This is a genomic window from Bradyrhizobium sp. 930_D9_N1_4, assembly GCF_052076015.1.
GTDB lineage: Bacteria > Pseudomonadota > Alphaproteobacteria > Rhizobiales > Xanthobacteraceae > Bradyrhizobium.
This window is the reverse complement of the sequence record NZ_CP197236.1, coordinates 5844220-5862411: the sequence shown is the minus strand read 5'-3', so window position 1 is coordinate 5862411 and position 18192 is coordinate 5844220. Positions and strand designations below refer to the sequence as shown.

Here is an 18192-nt window from a genome sequence, read left to right as displayed (position 1 = left end):
ACGTGATCGAGAGGCAAACATGACCATCAGCATCAACGTTCCTGATATTCACGAGTTGAAGCCCCGCATCACCGTGTTCGGCGTCGGCGGCGCCGGTGGCAACGCCGTCAACAACATGATCACGGCGGGCCTCCAGGGCGTCGATTTCGTGGTCGCCAACACCGACGCGCAGGCGCTGACGATGTCGAAGGCGCAGCGCATCGTGCAGATGGGCACGGCCGCGACGCAAGGTCTCGGCGCAGGTTCGCAGCCGGTCGTCGGCGCGGCGGCTGCGGAAGAGGTCATGGACGAGCTTCGCGACCATCTCTCGGGCGCCAACATGGTGTTCGTCACCGCCGGCATGGGCGGCGGCACCGGCACCGGTGCTGCTCCCGTGATCGCCAAGATCGCACGCGAGATGGGCATCCTCACCGTCGGCGTCGTGACCAAGCCGTTCCACTTCGAGGGCGGCCGCCGCATGCGCACCGCTGAAGCCGGCATCAACGAGCTGCACAAGGTCGTCGACACGCTCCTGATCATCCCGAACCAGAACCTGTTCCGGGTCGCCAACGAGAAGACCACCTTCGCCGACGCCTTCGCGATGGCCGACCAGGTGCTCTATTCGGGCGTCGCCTGCATCACCGATCTGATGGTCAAGGAAGGCCTGATCAACCTCGACTTCGCCGACGTCCGCGCCGTCATGCGCGAGATGGGCAAGGCGATGATGGGCACCGGCGAAGCCTCCGGCGACAAGCGCGCGCTGACCGCCGCTGAAGCCGCGATCGCCAACCCGCTGATCGACGATTCCTCGATGAAGGGTGCCAAGGGCCTTCTGATCTCCATCACCGGCGGCAAGGACCTCACGCTGTTCGAGGTCGACGAAGCCGCGACCCGCATCCGCGAGGAAGTCGACCAGGACGCCAACATCATCGTCGGCGCCACCTTCGACGAAGCGCTCGACGGCCTGATCCGCGTCTCGGTCGTTGCCACCGGCATCGAGCAGGCCGCGATCGCCCGCAACAGCCAGGGCACCAGCGCTCCGGTTGCGAACGCCGCGCCGCAGCAGATTCAGCAGGTGCAGCAGGCTCCCGCTGCTCCGGCCGTTGCTGCCGAGAGCCGTCTCGCCGACCTGACCGCGCGTCTGCGCGCCGATAACCAGCGCATGGCCGAACGCGCCCAGAAGCTGGAAGCGCAGATTCCGGCTGCCGCGCCCGCGCCCGTCGCCCCGCCGCGGGCCAATGTCGAGCGCGCCGCGCTCGCCGCCATCGCAGCTGCCGTCTCGGAAGTTCCGCAGGCGCACGCGCCGCAGACCTACGGCGACGTCACGGTGCGCCCGATCGCGCAGAAGCCGACCCTGTTTCCGGAGCCCGACATGGCCCCGGTCGCCATGCAGGAGCCGATGACGCCGGACACCTTCATCCCGCCGCAGGCCGAGCGTGGCCCGGTCCGCACGCCGCGGATGCCGCGGATCGACGAACTGCCGATGCCGGCTCAGGCCGAGCTTCGTCAGGCCCGTGGCGAGGTTGAAGACGAGACCCCGCAGAAGACCCGCCTGTCGCTGCTCCAGCGTCTCGCCAATGTCGGCCTTGGCCGCCGTGACGAAGAGAGCGAGCCGCCGGTCGCCGCCCGCACGGCAGGTCCCGCGATGCCGCCGCTGCCCGACCGCCGTCCGCAGAAGAGCGTGGCGCAGCAGATCGCGGCCAGCGATCCGGTATCGGAGTATGCCCGCCGTCCCGCGCCTCAGGGACTGGACATGCATGGCCGCCCGGCGCCTGTTGCGCCGGCGCCACAGGGTGACGACCATCTTGATATCCCGGCCTTCCTGCGGCGTCAGGCGACCTGAGGATTGTTACAATAAGGCAGACGCAAAAAGGCCCCGGCATCAAGCTTGCCGGGGCCTTTCCTTTTCTCCCGTGCATGCCCGGATTGCGCCGGCAAGCAACTGATTTTAAATCATTAATTACTTATTCGGTGGTTCAGTAAAACTGCCGGAAGCGGCCCGAAAACTCGGCGCAATTTGGTTAAGCCTTGGCGCGAATACGGCGGGTTTGGGGTAACAATCGGTAAAAAAGCGTGAGTTGGCGCTGTTTGAGGCAGTGACTATGGTTTGCCGTGACTTGGGGATACGGAGATTCGCTGGCGTCGGCACTGGCCGGCCAAGCAGGTCTCGTATAAGTCGCAGTGGTCGTAGTGGGGCGGGTTCCTGATGAAATTTAGCCGGCAAACAACGCTTCGTGCGCAAGCCACCGTGGCAGGCGTGGGCGTTCATTCCGGTCTTCCCGTCACTCTCACGCTTGGACCTGCGCCTGTCGACGCAGGTTTTATTTTTGTCCGCACCGGACTTGAGGGAAGTGACCGCGAAGTTCAAGCGACCGCCGACCAGGTGATCGCGACCGATTTCGCCACTGTTCTCGGCGATCGCAACGGCCCGCTGGTATCCACCGCCGAGCACGTGCTTGCTGCGCTGCGGGGCATGGGCGTCGATAACGCCACCATCGAGATCGACGGTCCGGAAGTGCCGATCATGGACGGCAGCGCCGCCGCCTTCATCGCAGCGATTGACCAGGCCGGTATCGTCAGCCAGCCGGCGCAGCGCCGCTTCATTCAGGTTTTGAAGCCGATCTCGGTCAAGATCGGCGACTCCTTCGGCGAGATCCGGCCCTACGCCAACGGGTTCCGTGCCGAGGTCGAGATCGACTTCACCAATCCCGTCATCGGCCAGCAGAGCTACGGCTTCGACCTGAGCCCGGAACGCTTCCGCCGTGAAGTCGGCCGCGCCCGGACCTTCGGCCTGATGTGCGACGTCGCCCGGCTCTGGAGCGCGGGTTACGCGCTCGGCGCCTCCTTCGACAACACCATCGTGTTCGACGAAGAGCGGCTGCTCAACACCGAGGGCCTGCGCTACGCCGACGAATGCGCCCGCCACAAGGTTCTGGACGTGATCGGCGACCTCGCGCTGGCCGGCCTGCCTCTGCTCGGCGCCTACCGCTCGGTGCGTGGCGGCCACAAGCTCAACCACGCCGTCCTGACCGCATTGCTCGCCGACCGTACCGCCTGGCGGGTGGTCGAGGGCGAGGTGGCCCGCCGCACCACGCGTCCCGTGGGCGAAGTCGGTCGCAGCAGCGTCGGCGGCCGTGTTGCCGCGGCCTACGGTCCGGACGTGTCCTGACCTGCGATTGACGGACTTGCCGTCTGGCGGCGTTTACTCCGGGAAACTCCTGGTAACGATGATCGGCTAGGATTGCGGCGCGTTCGCCTTAATCCGGGCGGAATGCCTGCCTATCCGGTTGGTTCAAGATCGTTTTTCGGTTACACCGGCGTGTCGCATGGCGGGCATCACGGTCACATTTCGCGCCCATGACGGAGTTCATGGGCTGGCGGGCACCGCATCACAGGGCGTCAGGGCTTAAACTCATGTCGGCACAGATGACGCGCGGATATCTCCAGGTCTTGTCCCGAGAGGTCTTGTCCCGACAGGTCTCGTCGCGAGTCCGTGGGCTGCTTCACGCCGCCGCCTTCATCGTGCTCGCGCTGCCGCTGGCCGGCTGCGGCACCGGCGCGCTCTGGGACAAGTTCACCGCCAAGGACGACACCTTCGCCGAGGAGCCCGCCGACAAGATCTACAATGAGGGCCTGTACCTCATGAACGAGAAGAAGGACATGAAGGCGGCGAACAAGAAGTTCGAAGAGGTCGACCGCCAGCATCCTTATTCCGACTGGGCCCGCAAATCGCTGCTGATGTCGGCTTACGCGTCCTATCAGGGCGGTGACTTCGACGGCTGCATCGGCGCCGCCACGCGCTACGTCACGCTGCACCCCGGTAGCCCGGACGCGGCCTATGCGCAGTATTTGATCGCCGCGTCGCATTACGACCAGATCCCGGACATCAGCCGCGACCAGGCCCGCACCGAGAAGGCGATCGCCGCGCTGGAAGAGGTGAACCGCAAATATCCGAACTCGGAATATGCGACCTCGGCCAAGGCCAAGATCGAGGGTGCGCGCGACCAGCTCGCCGGCAAGGAAATGAATGTCGGCCGCTATTACATGCAGAAGCGCGACTACACGGCCGCGATCAACCGCTACAAGGCCGTCGTCACCCAGTACCAGACCACCCGCCATGTCGAGGAAGCGCTGTTCCGGCTGACCGAGGCCTATATGGCGATCGGCATCGTCGGCGAGGCGCAGACCGCAGCGGCCGTGCTCGGGCACAATTTTCCTGACAGCCGCTGGTACAAAGACGCCTATAATCTTGTAAAATCGGGCGGTCTCGAACCGAGCGAGAATCAGGGGTCCTGGATCAGCCGGACTTTCAAGAAAATGGGTCTCGGCTAGGAAATCTGGTTCCATGCTGGCGCGTCTGTCGATCCGTGACATCGTCCTGATCGAACGGCTCGATATCGAATTCGCCACCGGACTCGCGGTTTTGACCGGCGAGACCGGTGCGGGCAAATCCATTCTGCTCGATGCCTTTGCACTGGCGCTCGGCGGCCGCGGCGACGCCGGCCTCGTGCGCCATGGTGCGGAGCAGGGGCAGGTCACTGCCGTGTTCGATATCCCCAAAAATCACCCTGCGGCGAAGATCCTGGCCGAGAACGGGCTGGACGATACCGGCGAGATGATTCTCCGCCGCGTTCAGCTCGCCGACGGCCGCACCCGCGCCTTCATCAACGACCAGTCGATCAGCGTGCAGACGCTGAAGGCGGTCGGCGCCGCCCTGGTCGAGATCCACGGCCAGCATGACGAGCGCGCGCTGGTCGATGCTGCCACCCACCGCCGGCTGCTCGACGCCTTTGCCGGCATCGAGAAGGATGTCGCTGCGGTCGAGGCGCTCTGGGAAGCCCGCCGCACCGCCAACACCGCGCTGGAAGAACATCGCGCCGGCATGGAGCGCGCCGCGCGCGAGGCCGATTATCTTCGCCACGCTTCCGACGAGCTGAAGCAGCTTGCGCCGAAGGATGGTGAGGAGACCTCGCTGGCCAACCGCCGCACCACCATGATGCAGGGCGAGAAGATCGCCTCCGACCTGCGCGAGGCGCAGGAAGCGGTCGGCGGTCACCATTCGCCAGTTGCGACACTCGCGGCCGCGGTGCGCCGGCTGGAGCGGCGCGGCGTCAATTCGCCGGCGCTGGTCGAGCCCGCTGTGAAGGCGATCGACATCGCGATCAACGCGCTAGAGGAGGCCGACCAGCATCTCCAGGCAGCTCTCGCCGCAACCGATTTCGACCCGGCCGAACTCGAACGCATCGAGGAGCGGTTGTTCGCGCTCCGCGCCGCCTCGCGCAAATATTCGACCCCGGTCGATCAGCTCGCGGCACTCGCTGCCCAATATGCCGCCGACGTCGTGTTGATCGATGCTGGTGCGTCGCGCCTGAAAAAGCTGGAGCAGGCCGCCATCGAGGCCGATGCGCGCTATGCCACTGCGGCGAAGAAGCTGTCGCTGGTGCGGCAGAAGTCGGCCGAGAAGCTCAACAAGGCCGTCAATGCCGAGCTCGCGCCGCTCAAGCTCGAACGCGCAAAATTCATGACCCAGGTCTCGACTGATGAGGCCGCGCCGGGGCCGCAAGGGTTCGACCGCGTTGAATTCTGGGTGCAGACCAATCCGGGCACCAAGCCGGGGCCGATGATGAAGGTCGCCTCCGGCGGCGAGCTCTCGCGTTTCCTGCTGGCGCTCAAGGTCGTGCTATCCGATCGCGGCTCGGCGCCGACGCTGGTGTTCGACGAGATCGACACAGGGGTGGGCGGTGCGGTCGCGGACGCCATCGGTGGTCGCCTGGCGCGTCTTGCCGGCAAGGTCCAGGTGATGGCCGTTACCCACGCCCCGCAGGTCGCCGCCCGTGCCGATCAGCATCTGCTGATTTCCAAGGATGCGCTGGACAAGGGCAAGCGCGTCGCCACCCGCGTCAACACGCTCGCCGCCGACCACCGCCGCGAGGAAATCGCCCGCATGCTGGCGGGGGCCGAGATCACCGCCGAGGCAAGGGCGGCCGCGGACCGGCTGCTCAAGGCAGCGAGTTAGGCTTGTGTCCCGGACGCGCACAGCGCGAGCCGGGACCCAGAAAGCTCGCGATACGGGTCCCGGTTCAGTAGTGTACCGATGAAAAAGCACAGCGCAGCATCCCGGGAACGCGCCTCTATCCACCTTTACCCTCCCGGTCGCTCCGTCGTATTTAGACACCATGGCAAGAGCACCAAGATCCAAACCGCTCCGTGACGTAGCCGATCTCACCAAGGCGCAGGCCAAGGTCGAGCACATGCGGCTCTCGCTCGAGATAGAGGGGCACAACGAGCGCTATTATCAAGACGACGCGCCGACCGTCACCGATGCTGAATACGATGCCTTGCGCGAGCGCTTCAACGCGCTTGAAGAGCGATTTCCAGAATTCGTTGATGCGGAATCGCCATCGCAAAAAGTTGGCGCAGCCCCATCGCGGCGGTTCCGAAAGATTCGGCATTCACTTCCGATGCTGTCGTTGGACAAGGCTTACAAAGACGATGATGTTCGTGATTTTGAAGATCGTGTTGTCCGTTTTTTGCGACCAAATGAGCCCACTTTGGATTTCTGTGCGGAACCAAAGATCGATGGCCTCTCGATGTCGCTGCGCTATGAGGGAGGCGAATTAGTCACTGCGGCGACGCGTGGCGACGGTGCGGTCGGGGAAGATGTCACAGCCAATATCCGTACGCTCGAAGACGTGCCGCAGAAGTTGAAGGGCCGCAATGTCCCCGACATCTGCGAGGTCCGCGGCGAGGTCTACATGACTAAGCGGGCATTCCTCGCTCTCAATGAGCGGCAGGAGGCAGCAGGAGACACCATCTTCGCCAATCCCCGTAATTCGGCAGCAGGCTCTGTACGACAAAAAGATCCGAGAATCACAGCTTCACGCCCCCTCGGCTTCTTCGCCTATAGTTGGGGTGAACTAAGTGACTCGCCCCCGATAACCACACAGACTGGGATGTTGCATTGGTTCGAAGATATTGGCTTTGAGACAAACCCGCTGACTAAGAGATGCCATTCGGTCGACGAGTTGCTCGCGTTCTACCATCAGATTGAGGAACAGCGTGCCAAACTTGATTACGACATTGATGGTGTTGTCTACAAGATTAACCGCATCGCTTGGCAAGAGCAGCTCGGTTTCGCCTCGGGAATGCCGCGTTGGGCGATTGCGCACAAATTTCCGGCCGAGCAAGCGATCACGGTGTTGCGCGACATCGAAATCCAGGTCGGCCGTACCGGATCATTTACCCCGGTCGGCAAGCTCGAGCCTGTAGGCGTTGGTGGCGTGATCGTACAGAACGTTACGCTGCATAACGAGGATTATATTCGCGGCATCGGTGGTGATGGTGAACCGCTACGTGAAGGACGCGATATAAGAATCGGCGATACCGTCGTAATTCAGAGAGCGGGTGACGTCATTCCGCAGGTAGTCGATGTTTTGATCGATAAGCGACCAAAGGGAGCAAAGGAGTATCATTTCCCGAAGAAGTGTCCGTGTCCCCTGCATACCGACGTAATACGCGAGGAGACCGCCACGGGTGAAGAGGGGTCCCGCCTTCGTTGTAGCGGGGAGTTCGCCTGTCCGTACCAACGAATTGAACATTTGAAGTTGTTTGTCTCGCGTAAGGCATTCGACATTGACGGTCTGGGCGAAAAGCAACTCGAACACTTCTTTGAGGAGGGATGGGTTAAAGAGCCCGCTGACATATTCACGTTGCATCAGCGCAACACCAAGCTCAGGCTAGAAAAAGTCGAAGGCTACGGCGAGACTTCGGTACGTAATCTATTTGCTGCGATCGAAGCGCGGCGAGAAATCGGCCTAGAGCGTTTCATCAACGCGTTAGGTATTCGTCAAGTTGGGGAGACCACGGCGTTGGCTTTGGCGCGCGGTTATAGCTCTTGGGCCGCATTTCATGAGGCCTGCTTCAAAGTCGCCAAACGCGACGAGGAGGCGATCGCTGAGATGGACGCACTCGACCAGATTGGCGAAACAGTCATCAAAAGCATCGCGGATTATTTCAGCGAGAGTCACAATCGTCGCGTTGTTGAGAGATTGACTCAACAGGTCTCTGTCTTAGATGCTGAAAAGCCTAAGAGCAATTCGGCGGTATCAGGCAAGACTGTGGTGTTCACGGGCTCTCTGGAGAAGATGACGCGCGATCAGGCTAAGGTGACCGCCGAACGCTTAGGCGCAAAAGTATCCGGCTCGGTGTCGAAGAAGACCGATCTCGTGGTGGCCGGCCCCGGCGCGGGCTCGAAACTCAAGGATGCCACCAAGCACGGCGTCAAGGTGCTGACCGAGGACGAGTGGCTGACGCTGATCGGGGAGTGAGGGAAGCGCGCTCGCCCTCTCACTCCGCTGTCATCGCCCGCGCAGGCGGGCGATCCAGTATTCCAGAGACAGTCGTGATTGAACCGAGAGGCCGCGGCGTACTGGATCCCCCGCCTTCGCGGGGGATGACACCGAGGGGGTTGCGACGGCCGTGCCGCCCCTCACATCATCCCCGTCTCTTCCTCTTCCGCCTGCCCGATTAGCGCCTCGCTCACCACCACCTCCCGTCGCGGCACGACGAAGATCATTGTGGCCGCGCAGAGCAACGAGATCACGAGAACCGCGGACGTCAGCGGCAGTGTGGTGGCGGAGTGGCCGCCGAGATAGGCGCCGAATTGCGACATCAGCGCGCCGATGCCTTGCTGGAGGAAGCCCATCGCGCCCGACGCGGTGCCGGCGGCTTCCGGGCGGATGCTGATGGCGCCGGCGGCGGAGTTCGCCATCACGAAGGCATTGCCGGCCATCACGATCATCTGCGTGCCGAACAGCCAGACGGGCGCCTCGTTCCAGCCGGCGAAGCTCCACGTCAGGTTCAGCAGGCTGCCGCAGAGTTGCAGGCCGAGCCCGACCCAGATCATCTTCTCCAGCGAATGCCTGGGCGCAAAGCGCACGCAGAGCAGGTTGCCGACCAGATACGCAAAGCCTGTTGTCGCGAACCAGGCGCCGTATTCGGCGCTGGTCCGGCCCATCTGCGTCACCACGATGTAGGGACCGCCGCCGGCGAAGGTGAAGATGATCTGCGAGGCCAGCACCTGGCACATCACGTAACCGACGAAGGCGCGATTGCGGATGAGAACGCCGACATCGCGGCGGAAGCCGCTGCCGGCGGCGCGGGTGCGGCGCGTCTCCGGCAGCGCGACCGCGATGCCGACGGCGACGACGATCGCACCGATGGTGATGGCGTAGAAGATCGCGCGCCAGCCGAACGCGGTCTCGATCAGGCCGCCGGTGAGCGGCGACACCATCTGCCCGATCATCAGTGCGGCGACCACGAGGCTGATCATCGAGGCGACGCGATCCCGATCGTAGATGTCGCGGATGATGGCGCGGCTGATCACCATGCCGGCGGCGCCGCCCAGCGCCTGGAAGAAGCGCGCGGCGATCAGTTGCGGCAGGGTTTGCGCGAAGATGCAGGCGATGCTGGCCGCGACCATCAGCGTCAGCCCGCCGAGCAGCACGGGGCGCCGCCCGAACCTGTCCGACAACGGCCCCATGATCAGCTGCGACAGCGCGATACCGACCATGTAGAGCGACACCGTCATCTGCGCGATCGAGATGTCGCTGCCGAAATTCGTCGCCAGCACCGGCAGCGCCGGAACCAGCATGTAGAGCGAGATCGGCGCAATCCCGGTCATGACGACGAGCAGCAGCAACACCACGCGCGAGGTCGCGAGGTCGGTCACCGCTCCCGGCGGCTTGCTGATCATCCCGTGCATATTCGTCCGTCTCTCGAAGTCGAATCCGACTGTAGCGTGCTCGCGCAAGACGGATATCGGCGTTTCGGAATGCGGCTATACGGATTTCGGGACGGTTATGATGAGGGCACGCGGAGGCCGTTATTCTACGGGGCGCTTGTGTGCCGAGATGTTGTGCGCTCGAGCCACATCTCCGGTGTCATTCCCCGCGAAAGCGGGGAATCCAGTACGCCGCAGCGTCTCCGTATACGTTTGCCGTCTCTGGAATACTGGATGCCCCGCCTTCGCGGGGCATGACAGCTGTTGTGCGAGAAGCAGCCTTGCGCAAATCGCGTAGCGTTATGCGCGCTACGCCCTCAGCTCCGCCGTGGCCTGATCGAGCCAGGCCTTGGTCGCCTCATCCAGTGCCGGCCGAACCTCGGCCCGCACGCGTGCATGATACGCATTGAGCCAGTCGAGCTCGTCGCGGTTCAGCATCGCGACATCGATCAGCCGCCGGTCGATCGGCGCCAGCGTCAGCGTCTCGAACGCGTTCATCGGCTTCTCCGCCCCCGCGATGTCGGCGGCGATCACCAGCTCGAGGTTCTCGATGCGGATGCCGAAACCGTCGGTCTTGTAATAGCCGGGCTCGTTGGAGAGGATCATGCCGCGCTTCAGCGGCGTGGTGCCGAGTTTTGAAATACGCGCTGGCCCTTCGTGGACGCTGAGATAACTGCCGACGCCGTGGCCGGTGCCGTGCTCGAAATCGACGCCGGCGGCCCAGAGATATTGCCGTGCCAGCGTGTCGAGTTGTGCACCGGTCGCGCCGTCGGGGAAAACCGCGCGCGCGATCGCGATATGGCCGCGCAGGACGCGGGTGAAGCGGTCGCGCATCTCGGCCGTCGGCTCGCCCACGGCCATGGTGCGGGTGACGTCGGTGGTGCCGTCTTCATACTGCGCACCGGAATCGATCAGCAGGAGATCGCCGGGCACGATGCGCCGGTTGCTCTTGCGGGTGACGCGGTAATGCACGATGGCGCCGTTCGGGCCGGTGCCCGAGATGGTCGGGAACGACACGTCCTTCAGCGCACCGGTGTCGCGACGGAACGTTTCCAGCGCCTCGACCGCGTCGATCTCGGTGAGCTTGCCGCTGGGGGCCTCGCGGTCGATGAAGGCGAGAAAGCGCGCCAGCGCCACGGCATCGCGCACATGCGCCGTCCTGGTGCCCTTGATCTCGGTCGCATTCTTGACCGCTTTCAGCAGCGCAATCGGATCGCTGCCGCGCACCGGCTTGCCGCCGGCACCCGTAATCAACCGGCTCAGCGCGTCGGCCGCGGTGGCATTGTCGAGTGCGATCGCAGCGCCACTTTTGGCCAGCGCCATCAGCGTCGGCGCCATCGCATCGGGCTCGCGCACGTCGGCGGACTGTTCGAGATGGTCGCGGGTGAGGTTGGAGAGCTTGCGGTGGTCGATGAAGACGGTGGGCCGGCCATCCTTCGGCACCAGCGCATAGGACAGCGGCAGCGGCGTATGCGCGACGTCGGCGCCGCGGATGTTGAAGGTCCAGGCCACGGCATGGCTGTCGGACAGCAACAGCGCGTCGACGCCGAGCTTGTCGATCTCGCTCTTGATCTGCATGAGCTTGTCGGCCTCGGTGACGCCGGCATTTTGCAAGCTATGCACCGCGACCGGTGCGATCGGCGGCTGCGGCCGATCCTGCCAGATCGCATCGACCGGATTGCTGTCGACGGCCACCAGCTCGGCGCCGGCCTTGGTGCAGGCGGCGGCGAGGCGCTCGGCTGCTGAAGAAGTGTGCAGCCACGGATCAAATCCGAGGCGGTCGCCGGCTTTCAGGTGCGCAGATACCCAGCTCTCCGGCGGCGGATCGATCAGCGATTCCACCGCCCAGGCCTTTGCATCGACCTGCTTGGCCGCCTGGATCGTGTAGCGGCCGTCGACAAACACTGCGGCCTCGTGCGTCAGCACCACCGCCAATCCCGCCGAGCCGGTAAAGCCGGTCAGCCAGGCCAGCCGCTCTTCCGATGGCGGGACATACTCATTCTGCTGCTGGTCGGCGCGCGGAACGACAAAGCCGGTCAGCTTGCGGCGGGCGAGGTCTTCACGGAGCGCGGAAAGGCGCGCCGTCAATGCGACGCCGGCCTCGGGCTCCTCGAATGTCTGGAAGTGCGCTTCGAACATGATGGGCTCAGTCTAAGGTCATAGGCATCGGTCCGCAATGTAGACGCATTTGAAGTCGCAACTGGCATGGAGTGTGCTTGAAAATGTTCCATTCGAATTGAGTGGAGTACAGGATGCAGCAGTTGCGCTTCGTCCGGATAACAGGGAAATTCGAGCAAGTGGTTCATCTCAATGGCGAGAGGACACACGATGCCTGCGTTCACGTTTGAGAAGATTTCGCCGCCGGCCGGCCGCGCGCCGGCTGCAACGGCACCCAAGAAGCCGCGCGGCCTCATCAGCCAGATGATTGACCGCTTCGCCGAGCGGCGCGCGAGACGTGCCTTGCAGGGTGAGCGTGCGACGCGCCCGGACGAGACGCCGGCGGAGTAGCGGCGACGATGATGCCGTAGGGTGGGTTAGCCGTAGGCGTGACCCACCTTTTGTCGCGACATGCGTTGGCGGGTTACGCTTCGCTAATCCGCCCTACGAGAGCTTCCTCAGCAACAAACTGCTCCACCCCTCGATCCTGAGGTGCTTGACCGGCACGAGACCGCGCGCGCGATAGGCGGCAATCACGGCGGGCGCCTGGTGGGTCAACAGGCCCGAGAGGATGATGCGGGCGCCGGGCGCAAGGTGCCGCGCCATCGGCCCGGCCAATTGCCTTAACGGGTTGGCAAGGATGTTGGCCAGCACCAGGTCGAACGGGCCGCTTTTGGCAAAGTCGGGCGCGGCGAAGCCGGTGGCGCGGATCACCCGCACCTGGTTGCCAACTTCGTTCAGCCTTGCATTCTCGGCGGCCACCCGCACCGAAGGCGGGTCGATGTCGGAGGCGAGCACCGCGCGATGCAGCGCTTTCGCCGCCGCGATCCCCAGCACGCCGGTGCCGGTGCCGAGGTCCAGCAAGTTCCTCGGCCGGGAGCTCTTCAGGACATGGTCAAGCAGCAGTAAACAGCCGCGCGTCGTGCCATGGTGTCCGGTGCCGAAGGCGAGCGCCGCCTCGATCTCGATCTTGAGCTTGTTCGGCGCGACGCGGTCGCGGTCGTGGCTGCCGTGCACGACGAAGCGTCCGGCCGGCACCGGGATGAGATCTTCCAGGCTCGCCTTGACCCAGTCCTTGGCCTCGATCGTGTCAAACAACAGCGTGTCGGCGATCTCGTTTCCTGCTGAAGTTGCAACGAGTTCGCGCAGCAATGCCTGGTCTGGCGCATCGGCGAAATGCAGCGTGACGTCCCATTGTCCGTCCGGCCGCTCGAACGCGGCAACCGCCGCATCGCCCTCGAAAAAGACCTCGGTGAGGACGTCAACGACGCGCTTGGCCGAGGCCTCGTTGCCGATCGAAAAGCTGGCGCGATGGGTCGGAGAAGGCTGCATTCAGGGTTCCGTTGAGTTCAATTTTGGGAACTTTTGTTCCTGATTTTCCGTATAACTTGCGGTTCCCGAGTTAACCGGACCTCAGGTTGTGCTCCGTACATTTGCGGATGTTGGATCCAGCCAACGCACCTTGGAATTGAAACGGAGGCGAAACGTGAAGAGCATGGTTTTGAAGTTCTGGTCGGACGAATCTGGCGCGACCGCGATCGAGTACGGCCTGATCGCAGCCGGCATCGCGCTGGCGATCATCACCGTGGTGAACAGCCTGGGCACCAGCCTGAACGAGAAGTTCGGTTCGATTAGCAGCTCCTTGAAGTAATTTCTGCCTTCGATTTCCCAGCGGGGCTGATTTTTCTTAGAGGCTGTTTCCAGACGCTCGCCCGCACGGGGGAATTGCCCCCTGGCGGGCGAAGTCGTTTGGGGGGCTCAGTTTGAAATTCTCTCGAATTCGACGCCGTCGAGGTCCGGATAATGGATCAGGCCCGCCTCATCGGTGTCGATGAGCGTGCCGACCTTGAGATAGGCCCATCGCTCGGCCGGATAATCCGCGGAAAATTTGCCCTCGGAGATGAGAGCGACGACACGACCGGTCATACCGTCGATTCGAATCCGCTCGCCGATCTCCATAATCTCAGCCTCAAAATTCAGTGTCTACCGAATGCCCACAGGCTGTCCGCTTGTTTTCCGGGCATTGTCCACGGCCTTATCCCGCCACTCATCCTCAGTTTTTCCACCGCCTCGTACCCGGCTTGGCCGTGCGAGTTGCGGTAGGTTTCCACCCTCTTCGCACAGACTTATCCACCGCCCATCCACAGACCTATCCACGGCTTCCGAACAGCGAGCGGTGGTCCCTCAGGATCGCCTGCGCGGCGTTGTGGCCGGGGGCGCCGGTGACGCCGCCGCCGGGGTGGGCGCCCGAGCCGCAATGATAGAGGCCCTTCAGGGGCCCGCGGTAGTCGGCATGGCCTAGCATCGGCCGCGACGAGAACAGCTGGTTCAGCGTCAGCGCGCCGTGGAAAATGTCGCCGCCGAGCAGACCGAACTCCCGTTCGAGATCGAGCGGGGACATGATCTGACGGCCGAGCACGCTTCCCGCAAAGCCCGGCGCGTATTTGTCCACCGTCGCGATCATGAGATCGGCGACCACGTCGCGATGGTCGTCCCACGATTTTCCGTCCGGAAGCTCCGGCGCGACATGCTGGCAGAACAGGCTCGCGACGTGTTTGCCTGCGGGTGCCAGCGTGTCGTCGAGCGTGGAGGGGATCAGCATTTCCACCACGGGCTCGCGGCTCCAGCCCTGCGCGCGCGCGTCGAGCCAGGCGCGGTCCATGTAGCCGAGGCTCGGGGCCAAAATGATGCCCGAGGAGAGATGATCGCCGTCCCCGGGCAGCGCCGTGAAGGAGGGCAGGCGGTCCAGCGCCACGTTCATGCGGAAGGTGCCGGAGCCGTTCTTCCAATTGCGCATGCGCGCGAGAAAATCCTGGGGCAGGGCGTCGGCCGCGATCAGCCGCGTATAGAGCAGCTTTGGGTTCACATTGGCCGCAACATATTTCGCACGGATCGTCTCGCCGCTCTCCAGCACGACGCCGACGGCGCGGTCACGCTCGATGATCACCTCGCGCACGCCCGCATCGGTGTCGATCACGACGCCCTTGTCGCGTGCTGCGCGCGCCATCGCCTGCGTGATCGCGCCCATGCCGCCGATGGCGTGGCCCCACACGCCCTTCTTGCCGTTCACCTCGCCGAAGGCGTGATGCAGCATCACATAGGCCGAGCCTGCGGCGTAGGGACTGGCGTAATTGCCGACGATGGCATCGAAGCCGAACAGCGCCTTGACCAGATCGTGCTCGAAGCGCTCGTCCAGCATCTCGCCGGCCGAGCGGGTGAAGAGATCGAGCAGGCTGCGGCTCTGCTCCAGCGTGAGACCGCGCAGGATGTTGGCGCTCTGGAGCGCGTTCACGGCCTCGCGGATGGCGGCCGTGCCGATGCCGGCCAGCAGATTTGGCGGCGCGCGCAGCACGAATTGCCTGAGCACGTCGGCGATGTCTTCCAGCTCGCGCGAAAAACCGTCGAGCGCCTCCGCGTCATGCGTGCTGAGCCGCGCGACTGACGCTTTGGTCCGTCCCTCGCCGGTGAGGAGATAATTGCCGTCAGGCGCGGGCAGAAAATTCTGCGCGCGCCGCTCGACGATGCGCAGGCCCTGCTCGGGGAGGCCGAGATCGCGGACCACCTGCGGATTGAGCAGGCTCACGGTGTAGGCCGCGACCGAATTGCGGAAGCCCGGATGAAACTCCTCCGTCACCGCGGCCCCGCCGACCACCTTGCGGCGCTCGACCACGCGCACGCGCAGCCCCGCCATCGCGAGATAGGCCGCGCAGGTGAGGCCGTTATGGCCAGCGCCGATGATGACAACGTCAGTTTCGCTCATGAAGGATTCAAGCTGTTCCACGGTCATTGCAGGATGGGTCCGAGCGACCGGACCCGGAATGACTTCTGTATATCAGGCATTTCCCGCCGCAACATCACGAGCCCCTTTGTTGCCCGTTCAGGCGCCGTGTGCTCCATTGCGCGCGTCCGGCGCCCGCCGGGGGTTTGAGCCGGAGCTTCCATGGATTCGATCGTGCAACCCGGCGCCACGGAGCAGCCGTCCTCGTCACGCAACCGGCTGCTGCTGACGGTCTATACCGCCGCGATCTTCGTCAGCGCGCTGCTGCTGTTCTCGGTGCAGCCGCTGTTCACGAAGATGGTGCTGCCGCGGCTCGGCGGCTCGCCGGCGGTGTGGTCGGTGGCGATGGTGTTCTTCCAGTCGCTGCTGCTGGCGGGCTATGCCTATGCGCATCTGCTGATGCAGGCCAGGAACCGCATCATTCCGGTGGCGGTGCACCTGGTGCTGCTTGTCGTGGCCTTCGTCACGCTGCCGCTTGGCATCGCCACCGCCTATGGCGAGCCGCCGGCGTCGGGCTATGCGTTCTGGCTGCTCGGCCTGTTCGTGGTCTCGATCGGCCTGCCGTTTTTCGCGCTCGCCGCCAACAATCCGCTGCTCCAGGCCTGGTTCGTCCGCACTGGCCATCCCGCCGGGCACGATCCCTATTTCCTCTACGCCTCCTCCAACATCGGCAGTTTCCTCGCGCTGCTGTCCTATCCGTTCCTGCTGGAGCCGATGTTCACGCTGCACACGCAGAACCGGCTCTGGACCGGCGGCTATGGTCTCCTGATCGTTCTGATCGCCGCCTGCGGCGTTCTTCTGCTGCGTTCGCCGAAGCTTGCCATGGCGGACGCGCAAACCGAGGACGTCAATGCGCCCGCGCCCGGTATTGTGACGCGGCTGCGCTGGATCTTCCTGGCCGCGGTGCCCTCCGGCCTGCTCATCGCCGTCACCGCGCACATCTCGACCGATGTCGCGGCGGCGCCGCTGCTCTGGGTGCTGCCGCTGTCGCTGTATCTGCTGACCTGGGTGGTGGTGTTCCAGTCGCGGCCGCTGCTGCCGCACAAATGGATGCTGATGCTCCAGCCGGTCGCGATCGCGGGCGTCGTCTTCCTGCTCGCCTTCGGCGGCGAACAGAATCTGCTGCTGACGCTGGGCGGCCATCAATTGTGTTTCTTTGTCATCGCCATGGCCTGTCATGGCGAACTGGCGCGGACCCGGCCGGCCGCAAGATATCTGACCGGCTTCTATGTCGCGTTGTCGTTCGGCGGCATGGTCGGCGGCCTCTTCGCCGGGCTCGTTGCTCCCTTCACTTTCTCTTGGATCGCCGAATATCCGATCCTGATCGCGCTGACCGCGCTGTGCCGGCCGTCGCAGAACGAGCGCCTCGCGCGATTCATCAACAGCTACTGGCTCCTGCTCATCGTGCTCGTGATCGCGCTGGTCGCGCCGTCCTATTCGACCGGCAATCTTGCGACCTGGTTCGAGGATCACCGCGTCTGGCTCGCCACCGGCGTCGGCTTGGTCGCGGCACTTCTGGCGCTTGCGTTCAATGCCGGCCGCTGGAAGATCTTCGCCACCGTCGTGCTCGCTCTGGCGTTGACGCGGATCTATCCGGCGGACGAGGGCCGCGTCACGACGGTGCGCAGCTTCTTCGGCGTGCACAAGATCGTGGTGACGCCGGGCGGCTATTTCCACGTGCTGATGCACGGCACCACGATCCATGGTGCCGAACGCTTCCTCAACAATGACGGCACGCCGGTGACCGGCCGGCCCGAGCCGATCACTTACTATCACAAGGACGGTGGCATCGGTCAGGCCGTCACCGCGATCCGCGAGCGCAAGGGCGCGCCGCTGAAGGTCGCCGCGATCGGCGTCGGATCGGGCACGCTCACGTGCGCCGCCGAGCCCGGCGAGGACTGGAAATTCTTCGAGATCGACCAGTCCATGGTCGACGCGGCGAGCGACCCGAAGAACTTCCGCTATATTTCGAGCTGCATGCCCGGCCTCAAGCCCGTGATCGGCGATGCACGGCTCACCTTCGCAAAAGAGCCCGACGGCGCCTACGACCTGATCATCGTCGACGCCTATTCGTCGGACGCGATCCCGATCCATCTCGCCACGGAGGAGGCGATGAAGATCTACAAGGACAAGCTGGCTCCGCACGGCGCGGTGGTGATGCACGTCTCCAACCGGCACCTCGATCTCGAGAGTGTCGTGGTCGGCATCGCCGATGCCAACGATCTCAAGAGCTGGGTCTTCAACCAGGATTCCGGGCGCGACGGTGACTATATCTTCTCGACCGACGTCGTGATCTCCGCGCGCGAGGATGCCGACGTCGGCAATCTCGCCGCGTCAAAGTCATGGGAGCAGACCGAGGCCGACGACAGGGTCCGGGTCTGGACCGACGACTATTCCAACATCCTGGGCGCGCTGTACCGGCGCTTGAGGGACGGGGAGTAGGGCTGCGCGTCACCACGGGTCTCGTGTCCCGGACGCGGTGCAGCGTGCAACGCTG

Annotated in this window: 13 protein-coding genes; 8 read left to right on the top strand and 5 right to left on the bottom strand. The window is 64.1% G+C overall.

All coding sequences use genetic code 11. The annotated features are described in order from the left end of the window. Positions 1-19: 19 nt before the first annotated feature. The 5 genes from ftsZ to ligA all read left to right on the top strand — a co-directional run bounded on the left by ftsZ (position 20) and on the right by ligA (position 8306). Positions 20-1822, top strand: coding sequence for a cell division protein FtsZ (gene ftsZ, locus AB7532_RS27900; protein WP_441237895.1), 1803 nt, complete (start codon positions 20-22; stop codon positions 1820-1822). 363 nt (positions 1823-2185) lie between these two features. Continuing rightward, entirely contained in the window at positions 2186-3148 is a 963-nt protein-coding gene (lpxC, locus tag AB7532_RS27895) for a UDP-3-O-acyl-N-acetylglucosamine deacetylase (protein ID WP_441237894.1), read from the top strand. A gap of 245 nt (positions 3149-3393) precedes the next feature. Further along, the gene (locus tag AB7532_RS27890; RefSeq protein WP_441237893.1) at positions 3394-4311 is read left to right on the top strand and encodes an outer membrane protein assembly factor BamD; all 918 of its coding nucleotides are present in this window, start codon (positions 3394-3396) and stop codon (positions 4309-4311) included. A 13-nt stretch (positions 4312-4324) separates the two neighbouring features. Next, on the top strand, positions 4325-5995 hold the full coding sequence (gene recN / locus AB7532_RS27885; protein ID WP_441237892.1) for a DNA repair protein RecN: 1671 nt from the start codon (positions 4325-4327) through the stop codon (positions 5993-5995). Positions 5996-6155: 160 nt separating this feature from the next. After that, positions 6156-8306: an NAD-dependent DNA ligase LigA gene (ligA, locus tag AB7532_RS27880; RefSeq protein WP_441237891.1), complete on the top strand. Its 2151-nt coding sequence runs from the start codon at positions 6156-6158 to the stop codon at positions 8304-8306. 161 nt (positions 8307-8467) lie between these two features. Here ligA and AB7532_RS27875 read toward each other — a convergent pair whose 3' ends face one another. Beyond that, positions 8468-9742: a multidrug effflux MFS transporter gene (locus AB7532_RS27875; RefSeq protein ID WP_441237890.1), complete on the bottom strand. Its 1275-nt coding sequence runs from the start codon at positions 9740-9742 to the stop codon at positions 8468-8470. Between the two features lie 327 nt (positions 9743-10069). Continuing rightward, positions 10070-11899, bottom strand: coding sequence for an aminopeptidase P family protein (locus AB7532_RS27870; RefSeq protein WP_441237889.1), 1830 nt, complete (start codon positions 11897-11899; stop codon positions 10070-10072). A gap of 189 nt (positions 11900-12088) precedes the next feature. Here AB7532_RS27870 and AB7532_RS27865 point away from each other — a divergent pair, with 189 nt between their 5' ends. Beyond that, entirely contained in the window at positions 12089-12268 is a 180-nt protein-coding gene (locus AB7532_RS27865) for a hypothetical protein (protein ID WP_441237888.1), read from the top strand. Between the two features lie 93 nt (positions 12269-12361). On the opposite strand, the gene AB7532_RS27860 is transcribed toward AB7532_RS27865, so the two are convergent. Beyond that, positions 12362-13249, bottom strand: a complete 888-nt coding sequence (locus AB7532_RS27860; protein ID WP_441237887.1) for a 50S ribosomal protein L11 methyltransferase — start codon at positions 13247-13249, stop codon at positions 12362-12364. A 163-nt stretch (positions 13250-13412) separates the two neighbouring features. Here AB7532_RS27860 and AB7532_RS27855 point away from each other — a divergent pair, with 163 nt between their 5' ends. Beyond that, on the top strand, positions 13413-13568 hold the full coding sequence (locus AB7532_RS27855; RefSeq protein ID WP_441239366.1) for a Flp family type IVb pilin: 156 nt from the start codon (positions 13413-13415) through the stop codon (positions 13566-13568). Positions 13569-13675: 107 nt separating this feature from the next. On the opposite strand, the gene AB7532_RS27850 is transcribed toward AB7532_RS27855, so the two are convergent. Together AB7532_RS27850 and AB7532_RS27845 are read right to left on the bottom strand one after the other, a co-directional pair. After that, on the bottom strand, positions 13676-13876 hold the full coding sequence (locus tag AB7532_RS27850) for a hypothetical protein (protein ID WP_441237886.1): 201 nt from the start codon (positions 13874-13876) through the stop codon (positions 13676-13678). A 190-nt stretch (positions 13877-14066) separates the two neighbouring features. Further along, positions 14067-15704 (bottom strand): phytoene desaturase family protein, encoded by a 1638-nt coding sequence (locus tag AB7532_RS27845; protein WP_441237885.1) that lies wholly within the window; start codon positions 15702-15704, stop codon positions 14067-14069. 153 nt (positions 15705-15857) lie between these two features. Between AB7532_RS27845 and AB7532_RS27840 the strand changes: the two genes are divergently transcribed. Then, on the top strand, positions 15858-18137 hold the full coding sequence (locus AB7532_RS27840) for a spermidine synthase (protein ID WP_441237884.1): 2280 nt from the start codon (positions 15858-15860) through the stop codon (positions 18135-18137). Positions 18138-18192: the final 55 nt, after the last annotated feature.

Bases quoted from the DNA above. Each gene is read 5' to 3' on its own strand.
- AB7532_RS27845 (WP_441237885.1), bottom strand. From the start codon at position 15,704: ATGACCGTGGAACAGCTTGAATCCTTCATGAGCGAAACTGACGTTGTC.
- AB7532_RS27860 (WP_441237887.1), bottom strand. From the start codon at position 13,249: ATGCAGCCTTCTCCGACCCATCGCGCCAGCTTTTCGATCGGCAACGAG.
- ftsZ (WP_441237895.1), top strand. From the start codon at position 20: ATGACCATCAGCATCAACGTTCCTGATATTCACGAGTTGAAGCCCCGC.
- lpxC (WP_441237894.1), top strand. From the start codon at position 2,186: ATGAAATTTAGCCGGCAAACAACGCTTCGTGCGCAAGCCACCGTGGCA.
- AB7532_RS27865 (WP_441237888.1), top strand. From the start codon at position 12,089: ATGCCTGCGTTCACGTTTGAGAAGATTTCGCCGCCGGCCGGCCGCGCG.
- AB7532_RS27870 (WP_441237889.1), bottom strand. From the start codon at position 11,899: ATGTTCGAAGCGCACTTCCAGACATTCGAGGAGCCCGAGGCCGGCGTC.
- AB7532_RS27890 (WP_441237893.1), top strand. From the start codon at position 3,394: ATGTCGGCACAGATGACGCGCGGATATCTCCAGGTCTTGTCCCGAGAG.
- recN (WP_441237892.1), top strand. From the start codon at position 4,325: ATGCTGGCGCGTCTGTCGATCCGTGACATCGTCCTGATCGAACGGCTC.
- AB7532_RS27840 (WP_441237884.1), top strand. From the start codon at position 15,858: ATGGATTCGATCGTGCAACCCGGCGCCACGGAGCAGCCGTCCTCGTCA.
- AB7532_RS27855 (WP_441239366.1), top strand. From the start codon at position 13,413: ATGGTTTTGAAGTTCTGGTCGGACGAATCTGGCGCGACCGCGATCGAG.
- AB7532_RS27875 (WP_441237890.1), bottom strand. From the start codon at position 9,742: ATGCACGGGATGATCAGCAAGCCGCCGGGAGCGGTGACCGACCTCGCG.
- AB7532_RS27850 (WP_441237886.1), bottom strand. From the start codon at position 13,876: ATGGAGATCGGCGAGCGGATTCGAATCGACGGTATGACCGGTCGTGTC.
- ligA (WP_441237891.1), top strand. From the start codon at position 6,156: ATGGCAAGAGCACCAAGATCCAAACCGCTCCGTGACGTAGCCGATCTC.